An 18399-nucleotide genomic window follows, 5' to 3' on the forward strand; every position below is an offset into this window, starting at 1 on the left:
CCCTTCTATTACCTGGAAACATCACTTTTTGCATTTAAAAAAGCTAACCTTCATTCCCTGGGAATATCACATTTTACACTTAAAAAAGCTAACCCTTCTATTAAATAGATTGGTTAGCCTTTAGATTAAATGCTGTCTTCTTCGTGAAGAAACTCGCTTGCCATATTGATATATTTGGATAGCGTGGATACGGACAATCCGTATTTTTTCGCGACTGCCGCTTTTGTCGTCTGGATATTCCTCAGTTTATCCCAGAGGTAATCGACTGCTGCCGCCCATGCTTTCTTGTTTTTAAAATCGTAGCCTGCCTTTGCTGCCTGCTCGAATACCGAAAACCACATGATGTAGACGCCGGCTTCATTTTTGCCAATCGGCTGGTGGTGGTCGTACAATAGCTTCGCCGTTTCATGCGCGCCCTTTACTTCTTCTTCCTTGCTGCTCAATTTGCCGGAAGTTACATAGGCAAAATATGATTTTTCCATCTCGGTCATTTTATCCGTCGATGTATCTGCTGCGAGAATTTCTTTCTTTTTCGCGGATACAGATGTGAGGAATAACGCAAAAAGGCGTTCCTCCGGATAATCGCTGTTCAACTGGTTCAGAATCGCCGAAACCTGTGCTTCGAACTTCACGCCCGGTTTATCTGCCCAAGGCTCCATTCCGTCTTTTTCCGGGTTGAACTCTAGGACTTTTTTCCAGGCTGTCCGTGCGGTATTTTCTCTGCCGGTAAAATAGGACGAATGCGCCAGCCAGTAATAGAAAGCACCGTCGCCTTCAAAGCCTGTCTTCTGCAGCTTCTTCAGCCAGCGGTAAGCTAGTTCGTACTCGCCGACAAGCGCGAACGTGGCACCAAGCTTGAACTGGTGCTCAAAGTGTATCGGATGGATTTTTCCGAGTGAATCCTTAAGATCCTGGCCTTCCTTCTCCTGTCCCTGATAATGCGCGAACACAAGCGCATTGCAGAGCGCGTGCAGGTTCCCAGGATTCTGCTCGAGCACATCGTTCAGGATGTCGCGGGCCTTGACTGTTTCCCCAAGGTAAAAATACGCCAGCGCCAGGTTATTGTATGCCGACCAGTATTCCGGATACTCTTCGATTACCTCCTGGAAAATCTCAATCGCCCGTGGAAACTCCCCGGATTCGAGGTGGTTGCGCGCTTCCTCCTGCTTGACTATCAGGTCATCCTCTTCATAAAAATCCTCATCCATTTCTTCCGCTTCAAGCGTCAGCAAATCAAGAAGATCGTTCGCGTCCTCCGCGAACTCGCCGTCCTCGTTCACTTCCAGGTACAGATTCGCATGCCGGAACGCATCGCGGAACAGACCCAAATGAGCGTAGTTATTCGCCAGGAAGTAATGGCACTCTGCCATGTTTTCATCCAGTTCTTCGAGGACCAAGTGCAAAAGACGGTTCGATTGCTGATATTCACCCAATTCCGACTGCACGATCGCCAGCTGGCAAACAATCATCGGCTCGCCCGGCTCAAGATGCATCGCACGCCCGAAATACTTCTCAGCCCTCTTCAGATCCCGCTTGTGGAAAGCCTTGACCCCTTTGGCGAAGTAGTACTCACCAGTAGGAACGAAAGACAGCAATTGGCCTTTTTGCTTCGTTGCTTTAGAGTCTTTTCCCATGTGATCCTCCATTTATATTTTAGTAAAACTATATTCATTGAACCTTTTAAAAAACTATATCCATAAAGCCTAGTGGTTTGTATAAGAATACACATACAGTGTTTTATCGAAGCAACTTTAACTAATGTAGTATAACATACGGACAGAGGGTTCGAGAAGGTGTGGGAGTGAAATTGTGTGGGGAGGGTTTGATTTCTGTAGTTGTGCGAATTATTGGAAGTTGGACTCATTATGGTGTGTTGCATTTTTTATAAGCAGGTGGACTCCTTGGGTGAGCCGTTTTCCGGGAGTTGGTCGAATTATTGAGAAAAGTGATCGAATTATCGTGGAATGTGGTCGAAAAAATTAAAAATCCGCCAAATTAATCAAAAAAGTGGTCGAATAAATTTATTTTTCGCCAATAAATTTATATCTCTCTTAAAAAAGAAGGTGTATTGAAGGATGATATCGAATATAGAAGTAAAAATTTTAAGGAGTGATAGACTTTGATTGGCAAAACAAGAGAATATCCTAAAGAAATCATGATTTTAGAAGCCATAGTTAGGCGTTTTCCTCGAGATGACTTCAAAAAAGCAGAATTCGAGAGGAAGCTTTATCGAAAAAGGGCAGGTTACAAAGGGGAAAAGGCTCTGGATTACTTTTTAGAGCAAGTTGACCACTCTGAAATGGTGATTTTAAACGATTTAAGAATCCCGATCAACAGTACCCACTTCCAAATCGATACCCTCATAATCACCCCTTATTTTCTCCTCATCATCGATTCCAAAAATTACGCAGGAACGCTCATTTTCCTTCCAGAATTCAATCAGTTGATCAGAATCCAAAACGATATAGAAGAAGTCTTTCCCGATCCCATACTCCAGACAAAAAACCAGGCATATCAGTTAAAAACATTTCTTAAAAAGCATTCTATGACGCCTCCACCGATTGAATATCTTGTAGCGATCAGCAACACGCAGGCCATCATTAAAAACCCTACCAATGACAGGGAAGTCAGTTATAGAGTTTTCAGGTCCTCGAATGTTGCATTCAAGCTTCCTCTCTTCTACCAAAAGCATACCCAGTCCCTCCTTTCTAAAAATGACATAAAGAAAATCGCCAGACATTTAGTAAAGGCGCACGAACCATTGATTCCCGATCCAAAATCAATGAATCTTCCATTTAATAAGATGGTTAAAGGGGTCCAGTGCCCTGCCTGCGAGGCATTCGGTATGGATTACCATCAAGGGAAATGGACTTGCAAAAACTGCGGACATAAAACTGGGGATGCGCATATCCAGGCGTTGAGGGATTATTTCCTTATATTTGGCTCTTCAATTAATAGTAAGCAATTCCGCGATTTCACAAATGTGAAATCCTCTTCAACTGCAAAACGACTTCTTACATCCATGGATTTGAATTTTTTTGGCACTACCAAAGGCCGAACTTACTCCCCGGGAAAGAACTTCTTCGATTAATTGTTGACAGTAAAAACCCAGCGCATCTACTCTCCTGCGCCGGGCTTCTTCCTTTTATTCAATACACCAAGTACGTCTTTCAATGGCAGCTTTTGTTCCTGCAGCAGGACCATCAGGTGGTAGAGCAGGTCGGCGGCTTCCCACTTCAGTTCTTCGGGGTCGCGGTTTTTGGCGGCGATGATGACTTCGGCGGCTTCTTCGCCGACTTTCTTTAAAATCTTATCGACGCCTTTTTCGAACAGATAGGTGGTGTAGGCGCCTTCTGGCATGTCCTGTTCACGCTCCCGGATTGTTTTTTCCAATTCAAGCATGAAGGCGAAATCAGTTAAAGTTGTGTTTTCTGTGGACCTTTCGCCGATGAGACTCTCCGTAAAACAGCTAACCGCGCCTGTATGGCATGCTGGTCCGGCTGGTTCAACGAGAACGACGAGTGAGTCACCGTCACAATCGTATTTGATCTCGACGATTTTCTGGGTATTGCCGCTTGTTGCGCCTTTATGCCAGAGCTCCTGGCGGGAACGGCTGTAAAACCAAGTTTCGCGAGTTTCCAGCGTTTTGGAGAGCGATTCTTCATTCATATAGGCGACGGTCAGGACTTCGAGGGTGGAAGCGTCCTGAACAACGGCCGGAATCAGTCCATTGCTATCGAATTTCAAGTCTTCTATTTTCATCGTACAGTCACTCCTTTTTCGCGCAGATGGGATTTCACTTCTTTTACTGACGTTTCACGGTAGTGGAAAATCGAAGCAGCGAGGGCGGCATCTGCTTTTCCTTCAATAAATGCATCAACAAAATGGTCTGCATTCCCGGCTCCGCCTGAGGCAATGACCGGAACGGTTACCGCTTCACTCACAGCACGCGTCAATGCGAGATCAAAACCATTTTTTTCGCCGTCGCTGTCCATGCTTGTCAGCAGGATTTCACCCGCTCCAAGGCGGACGGCTTCCTTCGCCCAGTCGATGACTTTCCATTCCGTCGGCTTGCGGCCGCCATGGGTGTACACCCGCCATGTACCGAGGTCTGGATCATATTTTGCGTCGATCGCAACGACGATGCACTGGGCTCCGAAGTAATCGGAGCCTTCCGAAATCAGTTTCGGATTGTTCACAGCTGCCGTATTCAGTGAAACTTTATCGGCACCAGAGCGGAGCATCCTCTTCATGTCCTCAAGGGTATTGATTCCGCCTCCTACTGTAAAAGGAATCGCCAGTTCGGAAGCCACTTCCCTGACAACCTCGACCATCGTTTTCCTGCCTTCGACAGATGCAGAAATATCAAGGAAAACGAGCTCGTCTGCTCCCTGCTCATCATAGAACCTCGCAAGCTCAACTGGGTCACCGGCATCGCGGAGCTGGACGAACTGGATGCCTTTTACGACGCGCCCTTCTTTTACATCAAGACAGGGAATGATCCGCTTGCTCAGCATCAGGCATTCCCCATTTCCAGCGCAGCTTTCACCGAAAAACGGCCTTCATAGATGGCTTTGCCGACAATCGCGCCGGTAATGCCATCTTCGCGAAGCTTCCCGAGGTCAGCCAAGTCACCAAGCGTGCTGACACCGCCAGACGCGATAACGCTTTTTCCAGTTTCCAATGCCAGCTGACGGGTTGCCTCAACATTCGGGCCAGCAAGCGTGCCATCAGTTGCGATGTCAGTAAAAATAAATGTCTCTGCCCCGGCATCAGCGAATCTTTTGCCAAGCTCGACTGCACTTACCTCCGAAGTGTTCAGCCAGCCGTGCGTTGCCACAAAGCCATTTTTCGCATCAAGGCCAATCGCGATCTTCGCACCGTACTTGCGGACCATCTCTTCTGCAAACTCAGGATCGGAAACAGCGATGCTGCCGATGATGACACGGGTGACGCCATTCTCAAGATAGTGATTGATGTCCGCCTCGCTGCGGATGCCGCCGCCGATCTGGACGTTCACGCCTAGCTCCTGGGCAGCCTGGATGACGAACTGGTCGTTAACTCGCTTGCCATCCCTGGCGCCGTCGAGGTCGACCATGTGAATCCAATCTGCACCTTCAGCGGCAAATTTCTTTGCCATTTCAAATGGGGAATCCCCATAAACGGTCTCTTTATCATAATCGCCCTGCAGCAGCCGGACACATTTTCCGCCGCGCATGTCGATTGCCGGATAGATCGTGAATTTCATTGCTCAGACTTCCTTTCTGCTGCCATTTCCGTAAAATTGCGGAGCAGCGCCATTCCCATATCACTGCTTTTCTCAGGATGAAATTGCATGCCGTATATATTCCCTTTGCCAACGATAGCCGGAACTTCAATATCGTAATAGTCACCGACTGCGGCCAGAACGTCCTGGTCACCCGTTTTTACATAATAGGAATGGACGAAGTAAACGTAATCCTCCTCAAGCGAAGCGAGCAATGGCGAATTTCCGGTAAAACGAAGCTTGTTCCATCCCATATGCGGAACCTTATAGGCCTCACCATCTGCTGTTAAGCCGCTAAAACGTCCGACTTTGCCAGGAAGGAGGCTGAGCCCTTTCGTCTTGCCATTTTCCGTGCTTTCTTCAAAAAGCAGCTGCATGCCAAGGCAAATGCCGAGCACAGGCTTGCCGGTCGCTGCAAAATCGCGGATCATTTCTGCAAGACCAGTGCGGTTCAACACTTCCATCGCGTCACGGAATGAGCCGACGCCCGGGACGAGCAGTGCATCTGCTCCCATTAAGCCTTGTTTATATTGTGAGATGAAATAAGGCGTATCCAGCCGTTCGAGCGCTTTGCTGACGCTGAACAGATTGCCCATTCCGTAATCGACGATGCCAATCATGGTTTAACTTCCTTCCATTTGAAGATCTGTTTACAACATTCCTTCTATCTGAAGACCTATGTTCAGAACCCCTTCCATTTGAAGAGATCTGTTTACAGCATCCCCTTGGTTGATGGAACGCCTTTTATGCGGGGGTCGATGGTCGTTGCTTCATCAAGCGCGCGGCCAAGGGCTTTGAATACCGCCTCAATCATGTGGTGTGTATTTTTGCCGTAATGGACGATGACATGAAGGTTCATCCTCGCCTCCAGCGCCAGCTTCCACAGGAATTCATGGACAAGTTCGACATCGAATGTACCGACCTGCTGCGAAGGGAATTCCGCACGCATTTCAAGGTGCGGACGGTTGCTTAAGTCGATGACTACCTGGGCAAGTGCCTCATCCATTGGGACGAACGCGTTTCCATAGCGCTTGATTCCCTTTTTATCTCCTAATGCTTCACGGAGCGCCTGGCCAATGCAGATGCCGATGTCTTCGGTGGTGTGATGGCCATCGACCTCAACATCGCCCTTAGCGTCAACAGACAAATCGAATTGTCCGTGCTTTGCGAATAAATCGAGCATGTGGGAAAGGAAAGGGACCCCCGTTTCGAGAGACGATTGTCCTTCCCCATCGATGCCAAACGTCAAATCTATTTTCGTTTCATTTGTATACCTGTTCACTGTTGCCGTCCGTTCCATGATTTTTACCTCCGGATAAAAATTCTCTTATTTCAGGCGAGCTTCTACTGCCCGGGCATGTGCTTCAAGACCTTCCAGCCTTGCGAATTCGGCAATCTTCGCTCCATTGGCGTTCATCGCCTGCTCGCTGTATAGAATGATGCTTGATTTCTTCTGGAAATCCTCGACGCTTAGTGGACTTGAAAAGCGTGCCGTTCCGTTCGTCGGCAGGACGTGGTTTGGTCCGGCAAAATAATCGCCAACCGGCTCCGAACTGTATCTGCCAAGGAAAATCGCTCCTGCATGCTTTATTTTACCGAGCAATTCAACCGGATTTTCGGTGACAATCTCAAGGTGCTCAGGAGCCAGCTGATTGATCGCTCCGATGGCTTCTTCCATATCAGCACCAACATAGATCGCCCCGAAATCCTCGATCGCCGCGGTGGCGATATCTTTTCGCGGCAATTGTGAAAGCTGCTTATATACTTCATCCAGCACGTCTTCTGCCAGAGTACGGGATGTTGTCACCAGGACTGCACACGCACGCGGATCATGTTCCGCCTGGGAAAGCAGGTCGGCCGCAATTTCATTGGCGCGCGCTGTATCGTCGGCTAGGATGCCGATTTCGCTTGGTCCTGCGATCATATCAATTGCAACATCGCCGAACACCTCGCGCTTGGCGAGGGCGACGTAAATATTGCCTGGGCCTGTGATTTTATCAACCGGCTTGATCGTTGCCGTTCCATATGCCAGAGCTGCAATCGCCTGTGCTCCGCCGACTTTATAGATCTCTTTTACCCCGGCGATGTCGGCCGCAACCAGCACGCCTGCCGGAAGCTTCCCATCTTGTCCGGGCGGCGACACCATGACGATTCGCTCCACACCTGCCGTTTTCGCGGGAATGACATTCATCAATACGGATGACGGGTATGCGGCAGTTCCTCCTGGGACATATACACCAACAGAATCGAGCGGCGTCACCTTCTGGCCGAGCATTGTGCCATTTTCCTCAGTCGTCATCCATGAAGGGCGCAGCTGTTTTTCATGGTATGTGCGGATATTGGCTGCCGCTTCGGTGATGATGTCCACTAACTCACTGCTGACTGTTTTATAGGCTTCAGAAATTTCTTCTTGTGTTACGCGGAATTCATCCAGCGTCACTGAGTCGAATTTTTCGGTAAAAGCCTTGAGAGCCTGGTCGCCTGCAGCCCTGACTTCCGCGATGATCGCCTGCACGGCTTTGCGCTGTTCCTCTGTTCCGCCATCCACCGTCCGTTTCAGTGACAAATTGCCGTCTATCTGTAAAATTTCCACCAAAATCAAATCCTTTCAGATTCAACTATTAAATTACTTCATTCAGTCTTTTGATCAGCTCACTGATGCGCTCGTCCTTGATCCGGTAGCTGACCGGGTTCACGATTAGCCTTGAGGTCACGCCTGTGATTGTTTCATATTCGACAAGGCCGTTCTCTTTCAGGGTCCGGCCGGTTGAAACGATATCGACAATCCGGTCGGCAAGGCCAATCAGAGGCGCAAGCTCAATCGATCCGTTCAATTTGATGATCTCGACCTGCTCGCCCTGTTCGCGAAAATAAGCGGCAGCGATGTTTGGATACTTCGTCGCGATTTTCGGTGCGACATCGTTCATTTTTGTGTCAGGCAGGCCTGCGACAGCGAGGTAGCAGCCGCTGATTTTCAAATCGAGCAGCTCGTACACATCGCGTTCTTCCTCAAGCAAGACGTCCTTCCCGGCAATCCCGAGATCGGCGACACCATGCTCCACATATGTAGCCACATCCATTGGCTTGGCGAGGATGAAACGGAAATTTTCTTCTTCAACATCTATAATCAGCTTGCGCGAGTCATCGAATTCAGGAGGAAGATTGAATCCCGCGTTGCGCAGCAGTTCGACTGCTTCGGTAAAAATCCTGCCCTTCGGCATTGCAATCGTCAGCTGTTCATTCATTGCGTTCCCTCCTTCCCTACAAGGAAAACAACATTGGCAAAAACATTTGAACACGCATCAAGATTGCGGACTGCACTGATGTCCTGCAGGACGATCCGTTCACCGTCTCCCCTTTTTTGCGATGCCATCTGATACGCTTCCTTTCTCCGTTCCGGACTGAAAAGGATGCAGGTGACAGGTTCTGATTCACCTAAGTCCCCTAAACTTTCAAGCAAGCGGTCGAGCCTGATGGCAAACCCAGTCGCTCCAGTTGTTTTGCCGAATTTCTCGAGCAATTTGTCATAGCGCCCGCCATTGCCGATCGGGAATCCGACCATGCCGGCATATACCTCGAAAAGAATCCCTGTATAGTAGCTCATATGGCTGACAATCGTCAGGTCGAATTTGATTCGGCTGCTTTCCCCGTAATCCTCGATGACGTCCCAGAGCAGCTTCAATTCATCGAGCGCCGCCCTGCCTTTTCCGTTCTCGACCAGTTCGAGCGCTTTGCCGATCACTTCAGGGCCGCCGCGCAATTCGAGGAAGGCAAGCAGCCTTTGCGAATCAATCGAAGATAGCGGCAATGATTTGACATGCTCACGATAGCCAACATAATTTTTCTCGTATAAAAATTTCGTCAATTCCCTTGCCCGTTCCTCGTTTCCAAGGATCTGTACGAATAATTCGTTGACGAAGCCAACATGCCCAACTGACAGCTGGAATTGTTCCAATCCTGCTTTTTTCAGCGAGGAAATCGCCAGCGCGATCATCTCGCCATCCGCACTGACAGAGTCATCGCCGATACACTCGACCCCGATCTGTTCAAACTCTGCCGGCCTGCCTCCTTCACGCTGCTGGGCACGGTAGACGTTCGCCGAATAGGCCAGCCTTAAAGGTATCTGGTCTTTATAAAGCTTGGAAGCCGCGACCCTGGCGATTGGCGCAGTCATATCGGGACGCAGCACCAGTGTGTGCCCCTGCTGGTCCAGCAGTTTGAATAATTGCTGATCCAGTATTGCCGATGCCGTTCCGACCGTTTCGTAATATTCAAGAGCAGGTGTTTCGATGAATTGGAACCCCCAGCGTTTCATTTCCATTTCGATGGAGCTGCGGACTCTTTCCTTCGCTTCATGCAGCTCAGGCAGTGTATCCCGCATGCCAAGCGGTTTTTCAAACATGAATAATCGACTCAATATGGTCACCTTCTTCGTTGCCGATGTGGTTTGGTTTATTTTTGGAATTCATTAATTCGTTGCCTGTGCGGCTTACTTTTACCTTAATCATTTGGGTTTCTTTTAATTTAATTGTCAAAATCCTTTAGTTCGCTAATATGGTAACAAGATGAAGTTATATGTAGTTTACCGTTCATTCTATTATCCGTCAACCATTAGCTCTTCATGATTATAATTTTTGATACTTGTTTTTCTAAAAAGGGATCTGATTCATAAGAGGATGTAAAAAATGTATTCAATACTGAAGAAATTGCAGCCTCCATGGATGTATTGAGAGGAGGAAGATCACTTTTTTGGCGAAAATAAGAATATATCGACCACTTTTCAAGATTTATCGGCGGATTTTTGATTTTATCGACCACATTACGCAATTTATCAGCGGATTTTCAATTATATCGACCAAGTGCTCACCAGAAACAAAAAAAGCGAAGCGGAAATCAATTCCGTTCGCTTTTTGTTCCATAAATCTCATCGTCCGACCAGCGCTGCGCTAGTTCTTCTTTGGTATAGATGATGCGCATTGGGTTGCCGCCAACGAAGGCGCCTTCAGGGACATCTTTGTGGACGAGTGTCCCGGCGGAGACAATCGCGCCGTCGCCGATCCTGATGCCTGGCATGATCGTTGAATTGGCGCCGATCATGACTTCACTGCCGATCTCTACATCGCCAAGGCGGTATTCCTTGATCAAGTATTCATGTGCAAGGATGGTGGTGTTATAACCGATGACGGTATTGCGACCGACCGAAATTTTTTCCGGGAACATGACGTCCAGCATGACCATCAGCGCAAATGATGTCTGGTCGCCAACCTTCATTCGCAAAAATGTCCGGTACAGCCAGTTTTTCATCCCGAGGAATGGCGTGTAGCGCGCCAGCTGGATGACGGCGAAATTCTTGACGACCTTCCAGAAGGGGACGGTCTTGTAAACATGCCAGAGTGAGTTGGCGCCTTCTACACGATAGCGTGTCGTCCTTCTCATCCTACACCCCGAGGATTGGCAGGATATCGGCCATTTTTTCCAGCATGTAATCCGGTTTGTATTGCTCCAGATGCTCTCTGCCCTTGATGGACCAAGCTACGGCCGCCGTCTTTGTGCCGGCATTTTTGCCGCCAAGGATATCATGGTGGTTATCGCCGACCATGATGGCACGTTCGGGTGAGGATCCAAGCATGTCCAATGCTTTTAATAGCGGCTCCGGATCCGGCTTCGCTTTTTCGACATGGTCAAGTGCCACGACGACCTCGAAAAATTCATCAAGCCCCGTCAGCTTCAGGCCCATCTGGACGACATCAGAAAGCTTTGTCGTGACGATGCCAAGATGGAAGCCGCTCTCCTTCAAAGTTCTTACTGTCTCGTAGACACCTTCGAAGCTTTTCACCAAAAGGTCATGGTTCGCCAGATTATAAGTACGGTAGGTCTTGATCATGTCCTCGTAGCTTTCGGGATCCATCGGCTCGAATGTATCCTTGAGTGATGGCCCTAAAAACGGAAGGACATCCTTCCGTTTGTACTGGCCCGGAAAATAGGTTTCCATCGTATGCAGGAACGAAGAAATAATCAATTCATTAGTATCAATTAAAGTCCCGTCGAGATCGAACAGGACCGTATCTATTTTATTGCTCATATACTGCTTCCTTTCTTTTGGCAAGGTCTGCCCGGTTCCAGACGAATGCGACTGCTGTCGTCAATAATATCGCCACTCCAAGGCGGATTAAAACAAGAGGCAGCACCGGGATTCCAAGCGGAACAAATATTAATGTATCCTCTACGACTGCGTGGCAGGCTACAAGGAAAATGAACGCAAGCGTGACATCCTTCTTGCTGACTCCATCCTCCTGGACCGCCTGGATCATCACCCCTGCACCGTATGCGAGGCCGATCAACAGGCCGGCAGCCATCGTCGTCGAAGTGTTTTCCTTCATGCCAAGCGCTTTTGTCGCCGGCGCCATCCATCTTGAAAAAACAGCAAGCCATTGCCTATCCTTCATGATCTGCACGACAACCATCAGCGGGATGACAATTATAGCCAGCTGAAAAATGCCGATTCCCGCTTTGGTGATACTCTCAAGGAGAATCGATCCCCAGCCAGAAACCTCTTCGCTTTTAGCAGGGACCATCCCATATTTAGCGATTTCGGAACCGCCATTCCAGACGAGGTTGATGACAATCGCCGATAAAAATGCAAGACCGAGCCGGACAAGGACAATGATCCAAAGCTTGACACCGACCTTGAGAGCCACACTTGATTCCACCAGCATATTGTGCGAAAAGCTCAGCATCACTGCGATAATGAACACTTCTTTTACCGTCAGATCAAGAGTCAGTATCGCTCCGATGGCTGCATACAGATTAAGGAAATTCCCGATGACAAGCGGGATTGCCGCATCTCCCGACAAGCCGAGCAGCGCCATCAGCGGGGTGATCAAATCGATGACCCATGGCAGGACAGGAGTATATTTTAGGATCGAAACGATCAGAGTCACTGGGAAAATGACTTTCCCCAGTGACCATGTCGTATTCAAGCCAACCATCAACCCTCTTTTCAATGAAGAACCCATCGAAGCATCTCTCCCATTTTTTCTGCTAGGCTCTTTTCTCAAAGTTTGTTGCTATTGGCTACAAAATAGAATTGAATGGCCTAAGATTGTTCACACAATTCACGACTATTATGAGAAAAGAGCTTGCAAACTTAGTACCGACCTACAAATGGCTATTATCACGTTTTAACAACACTCTTTACGAAAACAGCTTCCTGCTATATATAATGTATTGAGTTGGTTGCTTTTTTAGTAACCCGAAACTTCATTAGTTCTCTAAATATCTTACTTTTGAATAACCCTTGACTCTCCGATAGATCCATAAGCCAATTGCCAAGGCAATCAGTGCGATCGAGATGGTCTGGGCAATCCTTAGCGTGTCTGTCAGCATCAGGCTGTCTGTGCGCATGCCTTCGACAAAGAAGCGTCCGATTGAATACCAGATGATATAGCTGAGGAAGATTTCCCCACGTCCCAGGTTGACCCTGCGCAAGGACATGAGCAATATGAACCCGAGCAAATTCCAGATAGATTCATACAGGAATGTTGGATGATAGTATGTGCCATTGATATACATCTGGTTGATGATGAATTCCGGAAGATGCAGGTTCTCCAAAAATGCCCGTGTAACCTCCCTGCCATGCGCTTCCTGGTTCATGAAATTGCCCCAGCGGCCGATGGCCTGGCCAAGGATGATGCTCGGAGCAGCGATATCCGCAAGCTTCCAGAATGAAACATTCCTTGACTTCGTAAAGAAATAGGTCGTGGCTACAGCCCCAATCAAAGCACCATGAATCGCGATGCCGCCATTCCAAATCTTAAAGATTTCGCCCGGATACTGAGCGTAATAATCCCATTGGAAAATAACATAATAAATCCTTGCTGAGATGATGGCGATCGGGATCGCCCAGAGCATCAAATCTGCAAATATATCTTTTGGCAATCCCCGGCGTTCGGCTTCGCGCATGGCAATCCATAATGCAAGCGCAATTCCAAGCCCGATGATGACCCCGTACCAGTGTACCTGGATCGGCCCAAGCGAAAAGGCAATCGGGTCGATCGGCTGAATATTCTTTTCCATTTCAGTTCCCCTTTATCCATATAAAAGTCAATTGTACCAGCACTTTGGCCCTGTTTAATCAAACGTTTGATTAAGACATTTTGTATACTTCATTGCTTTTACAATGCATTGTTATGTGAAGCATTCTATTAAAAAGCAGCGATCAAAATCAATTCTCATCATGGTCGCCATCCTCGATGACGTCAGACAGCCTGTTGGTGAATTGCTCTGCCGCATTCATTCCCATACGCTTCAGTCTGAAGTTCATTGCAGCTACCTCAATGATGACAGCGAGGTTACGGCCAGGACGGACCGGAATCGTAAGCTTCGTTACATCGGTGTCGAGGATTCTCATTTTTTCTTCATCAAGGCCCAATCTGTCATAAGATTTTTTCTGGTCCCAAATCTCGAGATCAATGATCAGCGAAATCTTTTTATGTGAGCGAACAGCACCAGCTCCGAACAGCGTCATCACATTGATGATGCCAACGCCGCGGATTTCGAGCAGATGTTCAATTAAATCGGGTGAGTTACCAACAAGGTTCCCGATATCTTCCTGGCGAATTTCAACGCAATCATCCGCTACCAACCTGTGGCCGCGTTTGACCAGTTCAAGAGCAGTCTCACTTTTACCGACACCGCTTTTGCCTGTAATCAGGACGCCGATCCCATATAGGTCGACCAGTACACCGTGTACGGCAGTGGTTGGTGCCAGCTTGCTCTCCAGGTAATTTGTAAGATGGCTCGAAAGCCTTGTTGTTTTCTGCTTGGACCTCATGACCGGTACGGATTCGCGTTCAGCCGCTTCGATCAGTTCAGCAGGAACTTCCATGTCCCTGGTGACGATGATGCCCGGCGTAATATCTGTGCAAAGCTTTTCCATCCGCTCTGTCCTTTCGCGGGGGTTCAGCTTCTCAAAAAAGGTCAGTTCTGTTTTTCCAAGCAACTGCAGGCGCTCTGCAGGATAATATTCAAAGTAACCGGCAATCTCGAGTCCCGGCCTGGAGATATCAGTCGTCGTAATCGGACGGTTAATGCCTTCCTCTCCACTTAACAATTCCATGTCGAATTTCTCGATGATGTCTTTAGTGCGGACTTTTGGCAAAGAAAGTTCCTCCTTTATTAGGACAATTTTTTCCACATGATCACAATACTTTATATTTTAGCACTTTTTCACTAATAACCAAATATAAGGTCGCAAAAATTAGGATGTGGTGTTTTCTTATTTTTTCATTTTTAAATTAGATTTCTCAACGGTATGAACCTTTTAACTTAATACTAATACCAACTGATAAACATTGTTTAAAAAGGTATAGACAACTATACGTTTCCTTGTTATCATCAAATTGTAAGCGAATTCATTTTTGCATTTATTTTTACATTCTTATTTATTAAGGGGGAAACACCATGCGTAATGAAGAACGCCTGGCAAGAGAGATACTTGAACAGCTTGGCGGCTCTGACAATGTAGCGGATGTCGCTTCATGTATGACCCGTCTGCGCGTCAAGCCGGCAAATTACAGCAAAGTAAATGTGGCTGGCATCAAGAAAATTGATGGCGTGCTCGGTGTCGTTGAAGAAGAAACATTGCAGATCATTCTTGGGCCTGGAATTGTCACTAAAGTCGCTAACGAAGTTTCTGAGATTACTGGAAAGTCTGCTAGTCTTGTAGACGAAGAAGATCCGAATCCTTTTGATGGCCTGGCTGGCCGCACGAAGGATGATCTTAACAAAAAGAACGCTACTCCGTTCAAATTATTTTTAAGAAGAATTGCAAGTATCTTTATTCCACTGATTCCTGCGATTGTCGCTTCAGGTTTGATTGCCGGTATCACGAACGTGATCGTCCGTGCAGGCGCAGACCCTGAATCAGCGATTGTTCAAGTTCTTAACCTGATTGGCTGGGGGATCTTCAGCTACCTTGGTGTATTCGTCGGTATAAATACTGCCCGTGAATTTGGAGGATCGCCTGCATTAGGGGGTGCAGCCGGTATCCTGATCATCAACCCGGGTCTTGCGAACATTACATTATTTGGGGAAGCCCTCGTTCCTGGACGTGGCGGATTAATCGGCGTTATGCTTGCCGCTGTGTTTATTGCTTTCCTTGAAAAACGCATCCGGAAATTTGTTCCGTCATCATTGGATATTATCATTACTCCTACACTGTCATTATTAATTACAGGTGTTGCCACATTATTTGTCCTTCAGCCTGTCGGCGGTTTCATTTCTGACCTGATTACAAAGGGCTTGCTTGGCTTGATTGATATGGGTGGAATCTTCGCAGGATTAATTCTTGCAGGAACTTTCCTTCCACTAGTTGTTACTGGTTTGCACCAGGGCTTAACACCGGTGCACATGGAATTGATCAATACAATCGGCGATGACCCCCTTCTGCCAATCCTTGCAATGGGCGGCGCTGGGCAGGTAGGTGCGGCATTCGCGATTTACTTCAAGACGAAGAACGAACGATTGAAAAAAGTAATCAAAGGCGGACTTCCTGTTGGGATACTTGGAATCGGCGAACCGCTGATTTTTGGGGTTACCCTTCCACTAGGCCGTCCATTCGTCACAGCATGTCTTGGTGCAGCTGTCGGTGGTGCTTTCCAGGCTTTCTTTAAAATCGCAACAATCGCAATCGGGGTTTCTGGAATTCCTCTTGCTTTCCTTGTCCATACGAACCAAATCATACTTTATCTTATTGGCCTATTAATAGCCTATGTGTTCGGATTCATCTTCACATGGACTTTTGGCTTCAAGGATGAAATGGCAAAGGATATTTAATAGTAAGTGAAAAGCTCTGGTACGTTGTTCAGCAACGACAAGTGCCAAAGCTCGAAAAATAAGAAGAAAAGGAGGAGAGTTGCTTTCCTCCTTTCTTCTATTCTATCCGGCTATTTCCTGAATTTTTTTAAAACTGAATTGTGAATACTGTAACTTATTGGAGGGTTTTTATTGCTGGGAATATCCGTTTATTTAACTAAAGGTCGCATGGAACAAAATGCTGCCTGGATTGAAAAAGCTGCTGGATATGGGTTGAAGTCCATTTTCACCTCCCTCCATATCCCTGAAGATAACACTGCTGATTATAAGGAACTTTTACAGGAAATCGGAACCCTTGCTAAGCAGCACCAAATGGAGCTGATAGCCGATGTCTCCCACCGATCACTTAGTTTTCTGGGACTTGACTGGGACACCTACGAAAAATTGCTGAAATGGGGTCTTGCAGGCATCAGGGCCGATTATGGTTTTACGGCAGAACAAATCGTAGAATTGTCGCAAAAAATGAAAATTGGCATCAATGCAAGTACGGTAACAAAAGAAGAGCTTTTATCATGGATTGAAGCTGGGTTAAAGACTGAAAACGTTGAAGCATGGCATAATTTTTACCCTAGGCCTGAAACCGGCTTGGACAAGTCCTTCCTAATCAAAAGAAATAGAATGTTTCGCTCGATGGGCATCACAACGATGGCCTTCGTTGCAGGTGACAAAGATTTGCGCGGACCTATTTTTGCTGGCCTTCCTACTCTTGAGGAGCACCGTGGACGATTGCCTCATGTTGCCGCTGCAGAGCTGAAGTTTTCATGTTTTACCGATAAAATCCTGATTGGCGACCACTCAGCATCCGATGAAGAATTGGGATTGCTCACTTTTCTTACAGAGGAGATAATCCCGCTTCGAGTTGAATCTGGGAGCTTACCGGCTCTAAAAGAATACATTGGCAAGCCTTTGACGAACAGAATGGACCCTGCACGTGATGTGGTCCGCGCGGTTGAATCCCGCTCCTATGCGTTAAAGGGCGACAAGCAGCTCACACCTGAAAACCACCTTGAAAGAACACCTGGTACTGTCACGATGGATAATCAGCTTTATGGGCGGTACGCAGGCGAGTTACAGATCGCCGTGAATAAGCTGCCTCGCGATGAGAAAGTGAATTGCATTGGAAAAATCATTCAATCAGATCTTCCCCTGCTTACAAACATCAAAGCGGGCCAAAAATTTCAATTTATTGTGAGGGATTAACATGAATATCACGAAACTGAATACAGAACAGCAAAATCCAAAAACATTGAATATAGACCTCATGTCTACAGAGGAAATTATCACGGTCATTAACCAGGAAGATACACTCGTTCCGAATGTGCTCGCAAGGCAGGTTCCGAACATTTCAGAGGTTGTCGATAAGATTGTCGCTGCTTTTAAACAAGGCGGCAGACTGATTTATGTCGGAGCTGGCACTTCCGGACGACTTGGAATCATCGATGCTTCAGAATGTCCTCCTACCTACGGCACAGATCCGGGGATGGTCGTCGGGATCATCGCTGGCGGAAAAGAAGCGATGACGGAAGCGATTGAAGGTGTCGAGGATGATAAGCAGCAGGGAAAGACAGATATGGAAGAGATTTCGCTTACAGCGAAAGACGTCGTTGTCGGCATCGCCGCAAGCGGACGGACACCGTACACGATAGGTGCACTCGAATACAGCAAACAGCTAGGTGCGGTAACGGTTTCTGTCGTTTGCAGCAAGGACTCCGAAATGGAACAAGTCTCTGATTATACGATTGCAGCAGTCGTAGGACCGGAAGTCATTACAGGGTCAACAAGAATGAAGGCTGGAACTGCACAGAAGCTCATTTTAAATATGCTTTCTACTGCTTCCATGATTAAAATGGGCAAGGTTTACGGCAATCTGATGGTCGATGTCCAGATGACGAATGAAAAACTCCATAACCGTGCAGTGAATATCGTCAAAATGGCTACTGGAGCATCAGACGAGGAAGCAAGAGCAGCAATCAAGGAACAAAACTACCATACGAAAGCAGCGATTCTGCAAATCATTACTGGCTTGAAGGGCATCGAAGCGAACAACCTTTTAAATAAGCACGATGGATACCTCCGTGAAGCGATCAGCGAACATTATAAAGGCAGCGCACAATAAAGCATTTAAAAATAGATCGTACAAGTTATGGAAATAACCACCAGAGCAAGAATTCAAATCGATCTATAAATTAAAAATAAGAATATCGAAAGTTTAAACAATGAGCGGAGAAACCCTCCGCTTTTCACCTGTATATACCATC

At 47.2% G+C, this 18399-nt stretch carries 18 protein-coding genes; 4 read left to right on the top strand and 14 right to left on the bottom strand.

Annotated elements, in window-relative coordinates; all coding sequences use genetic code 11:
• Nucleotides 1–125: 125 nt before the first annotated feature.
• On the bottom strand, nt 126–1634 hold the full coding sequence (locus tag ACNAZ4_RS12505; RefSeq protein ID WP_415814842.1) for a tetratricopeptide repeat protein: 1509 nt from the start codon (nt 1632–1634) through the stop codon (nt 126–128).
• A 485-nt stretch (nt 1635–2119) separates the two neighbouring features.
• On the opposite strand from ACNAZ4_RS12505, the gene ACNAZ4_RS12510 reads away from it, so the two are divergent.
• A complete protein-coding gene (locus ACNAZ4_RS12510) occupies nt 2120–3091 on the top strand; it encodes a nuclease-related domain-containing protein (protein WP_415814844.1) in 972 nt (323 codons plus the stop codon).
• Between the two features lie 26 nt (nt 3092–3117).
• Here the strand turns inward: ACNAZ4_RS12510 and hisIE are convergent, their stop codons facing one another.
• The 13 genes from hisIE to hprK form a co-directional block, all read right to left on the bottom strand.
• Nucleotides 3118–3762: a bifunctional phosphoribosyl-AMP cyclohydrolase/phosphoribosyl-ATP diphosphatase HisIE gene (gene hisIE / locus ACNAZ4_RS12515; protein ID WP_415814845.1), complete on the bottom strand. Its 645-nt coding sequence runs from the start codon at nt 3760–3762 to the stop codon at nt 3118–3120.
• Nucleotides 3759–4517, bottom strand: coding sequence for an imidazole glycerol phosphate synthase subunit HisF (gene hisF / locus ACNAZ4_RS12520; RefSeq protein WP_415814847.1), 759 nt, complete (start codon nt 4515–4517; stop codon nt 3759–3761). Before hisF ends, hisIE begins: the two co-directional genes overlap by 4 nt.
• On the bottom strand, nt 4517–5248 hold the full coding sequence (hisA, locus tag ACNAZ4_RS12525; protein ID WP_415814849.1) for a 1-(5-phosphoribosyl)-5-[(5-phosphoribosylamino)methylideneamino]imidazole-4-carboxamide isomerase: 732 nt from the start codon (nt 5246–5248) through the stop codon (nt 4517–4519). The genes hisF and hisA overlap by 1 nt, the downstream gene beginning before the upstream one ends.
• On the bottom strand, nt 5245–5886 hold the full coding sequence (gene hisH / locus ACNAZ4_RS12530; protein WP_415814851.1) for an imidazole glycerol phosphate synthase subunit HisH: 642 nt from the start codon (nt 5884–5886) through the stop codon (nt 5245–5247). Before hisH ends, hisA begins: the two co-directional genes overlap by 4 nt.
• Nucleotides 5887–5978: 92 nt before the next feature.
• Complete coding sequence (gene hisB, locus ACNAZ4_RS12535; protein ID WP_415814853.1) at nt 5979–6566, bottom strand: imidazoleglycerol-phosphate dehydratase HisB; 588 nt, start codon at nt 6564–6566, stop codon at nt 5979–5981.
• A 27-nt stretch (nt 6567–6593) separates the two neighbouring features.
• The gene (gene hisD, locus ACNAZ4_RS12540; RefSeq protein ID WP_415814855.1) at nt 6594–7859 is read right to left on the bottom strand and encodes a histidinol dehydrogenase; all 1266 of its coding nucleotides are present in this window, start codon (nt 7857–7859) and stop codon (nt 6594–6596) included.
• Nucleotides 7860–7887: 28 nt separating this feature from the next.
• Complete coding sequence (gene hisG, locus ACNAZ4_RS12545) at nt 7888–8511, bottom strand: ATP phosphoribosyltransferase (protein WP_214706356.1); 624 nt, start codon at nt 8509–8511, stop codon at nt 7888–7890.
• Complete coding sequence (locus ACNAZ4_RS12550) at nt 8508–9683, bottom strand: ATP phosphoribosyltransferase regulatory subunit (RefSeq protein WP_415814857.1); 1176 nt, start codon at nt 9681–9683, stop codon at nt 8508–8510. The genes hisG and ACNAZ4_RS12550 overlap by 4 nt, the downstream gene beginning before the upstream one ends.
• A gap of 476 nt (nt 9684–10159) precedes the next feature.
• Complete coding sequence (locus ACNAZ4_RS12555) at nt 10160–10702, bottom strand: acyltransferase (RefSeq protein ID WP_415814859.1); 543 nt, start codon at nt 10700–10702, stop codon at nt 10160–10162.
• A gap of 1 nt (nt 10703) precedes the next feature.
• Entirely contained in the window at nt 10704–11348 is a 645-nt protein-coding gene (ppaX, locus tag ACNAZ4_RS12560) for a pyrophosphatase PpaX (protein ID WP_415814861.1), read from the bottom strand.
• A complete protein-coding gene (locus tag ACNAZ4_RS12565) occupies nt 11338–12282 on the bottom strand; it encodes a nucleoside recognition domain-containing protein (protein WP_415814863.1) in 945 nt (314 codons plus the stop codon). The genes ppaX and ACNAZ4_RS12565 overlap by 11 nt, the downstream gene beginning before the upstream one ends.
• A 247-nt stretch (nt 12283–12529) precedes the next feature.
• A complete protein-coding gene (lgt, locus tag ACNAZ4_RS12570) occupies nt 12530–13342 on the bottom strand; it encodes a prolipoprotein diacylglyceryl transferase (RefSeq protein ID WP_415814865.1) in 813 nt (270 codons plus the stop codon).
• Nucleotides 13343–13490: 148 nt separating this feature from the next.
• Complete coding sequence (gene hprK, locus ACNAZ4_RS12575; RefSeq protein WP_415814867.1) at nt 13491–14426, bottom strand: HPr(Ser) kinase/phosphatase; 936 nt, start codon at nt 14424–14426, stop codon at nt 13491–13493.
• A gap of 302 nt (nt 14427–14728) precedes the next feature.
• On the opposite strand from hprK, the gene ACNAZ4_RS12580 reads away from it, so the two are divergent.
• From ACNAZ4_RS12580 to murQ, 3 genes are all read left to right on the top strand, one after another.
• Nucleotides 14729–16102: a PTS transporter subunit EIIC gene (locus tag ACNAZ4_RS12580; RefSeq protein ID WP_415814869.1), complete on the top strand. Its 1374-nt coding sequence runs from the start codon at nt 14729–14731 to the stop codon at nt 16100–16102.
• A gap of 171 nt (nt 16103–16273) precedes the next feature.
• Nucleotides 16274–17341 (top strand): DUF871 domain-containing protein, encoded by a 1068-nt coding sequence (locus ACNAZ4_RS12585; RefSeq protein ID WP_415814871.1) that lies wholly within the window; start codon nt 16274–16276, stop codon nt 17339–17341.
• Between the two features lies 1 nt (nt 17342).
• Entirely contained in the window at nt 17343–18257 is a 915-nt protein-coding gene (murQ, locus tag ACNAZ4_RS12590; protein ID WP_415814873.1) for an N-acetylmuramic acid 6-phosphate etherase, read from the top strand.
• Nucleotides 18258–18399 lie beyond the last annotated feature (142 nt).

The organism is Mesobacillus thioparans, assembly GCF_965138835.1.
Taxonomy (GTDB): Bacteria; Bacillota; Bacilli; order Bacillales; family Cytobacillaceae; genus Mesobacillus; species Mesobacillus thioparans.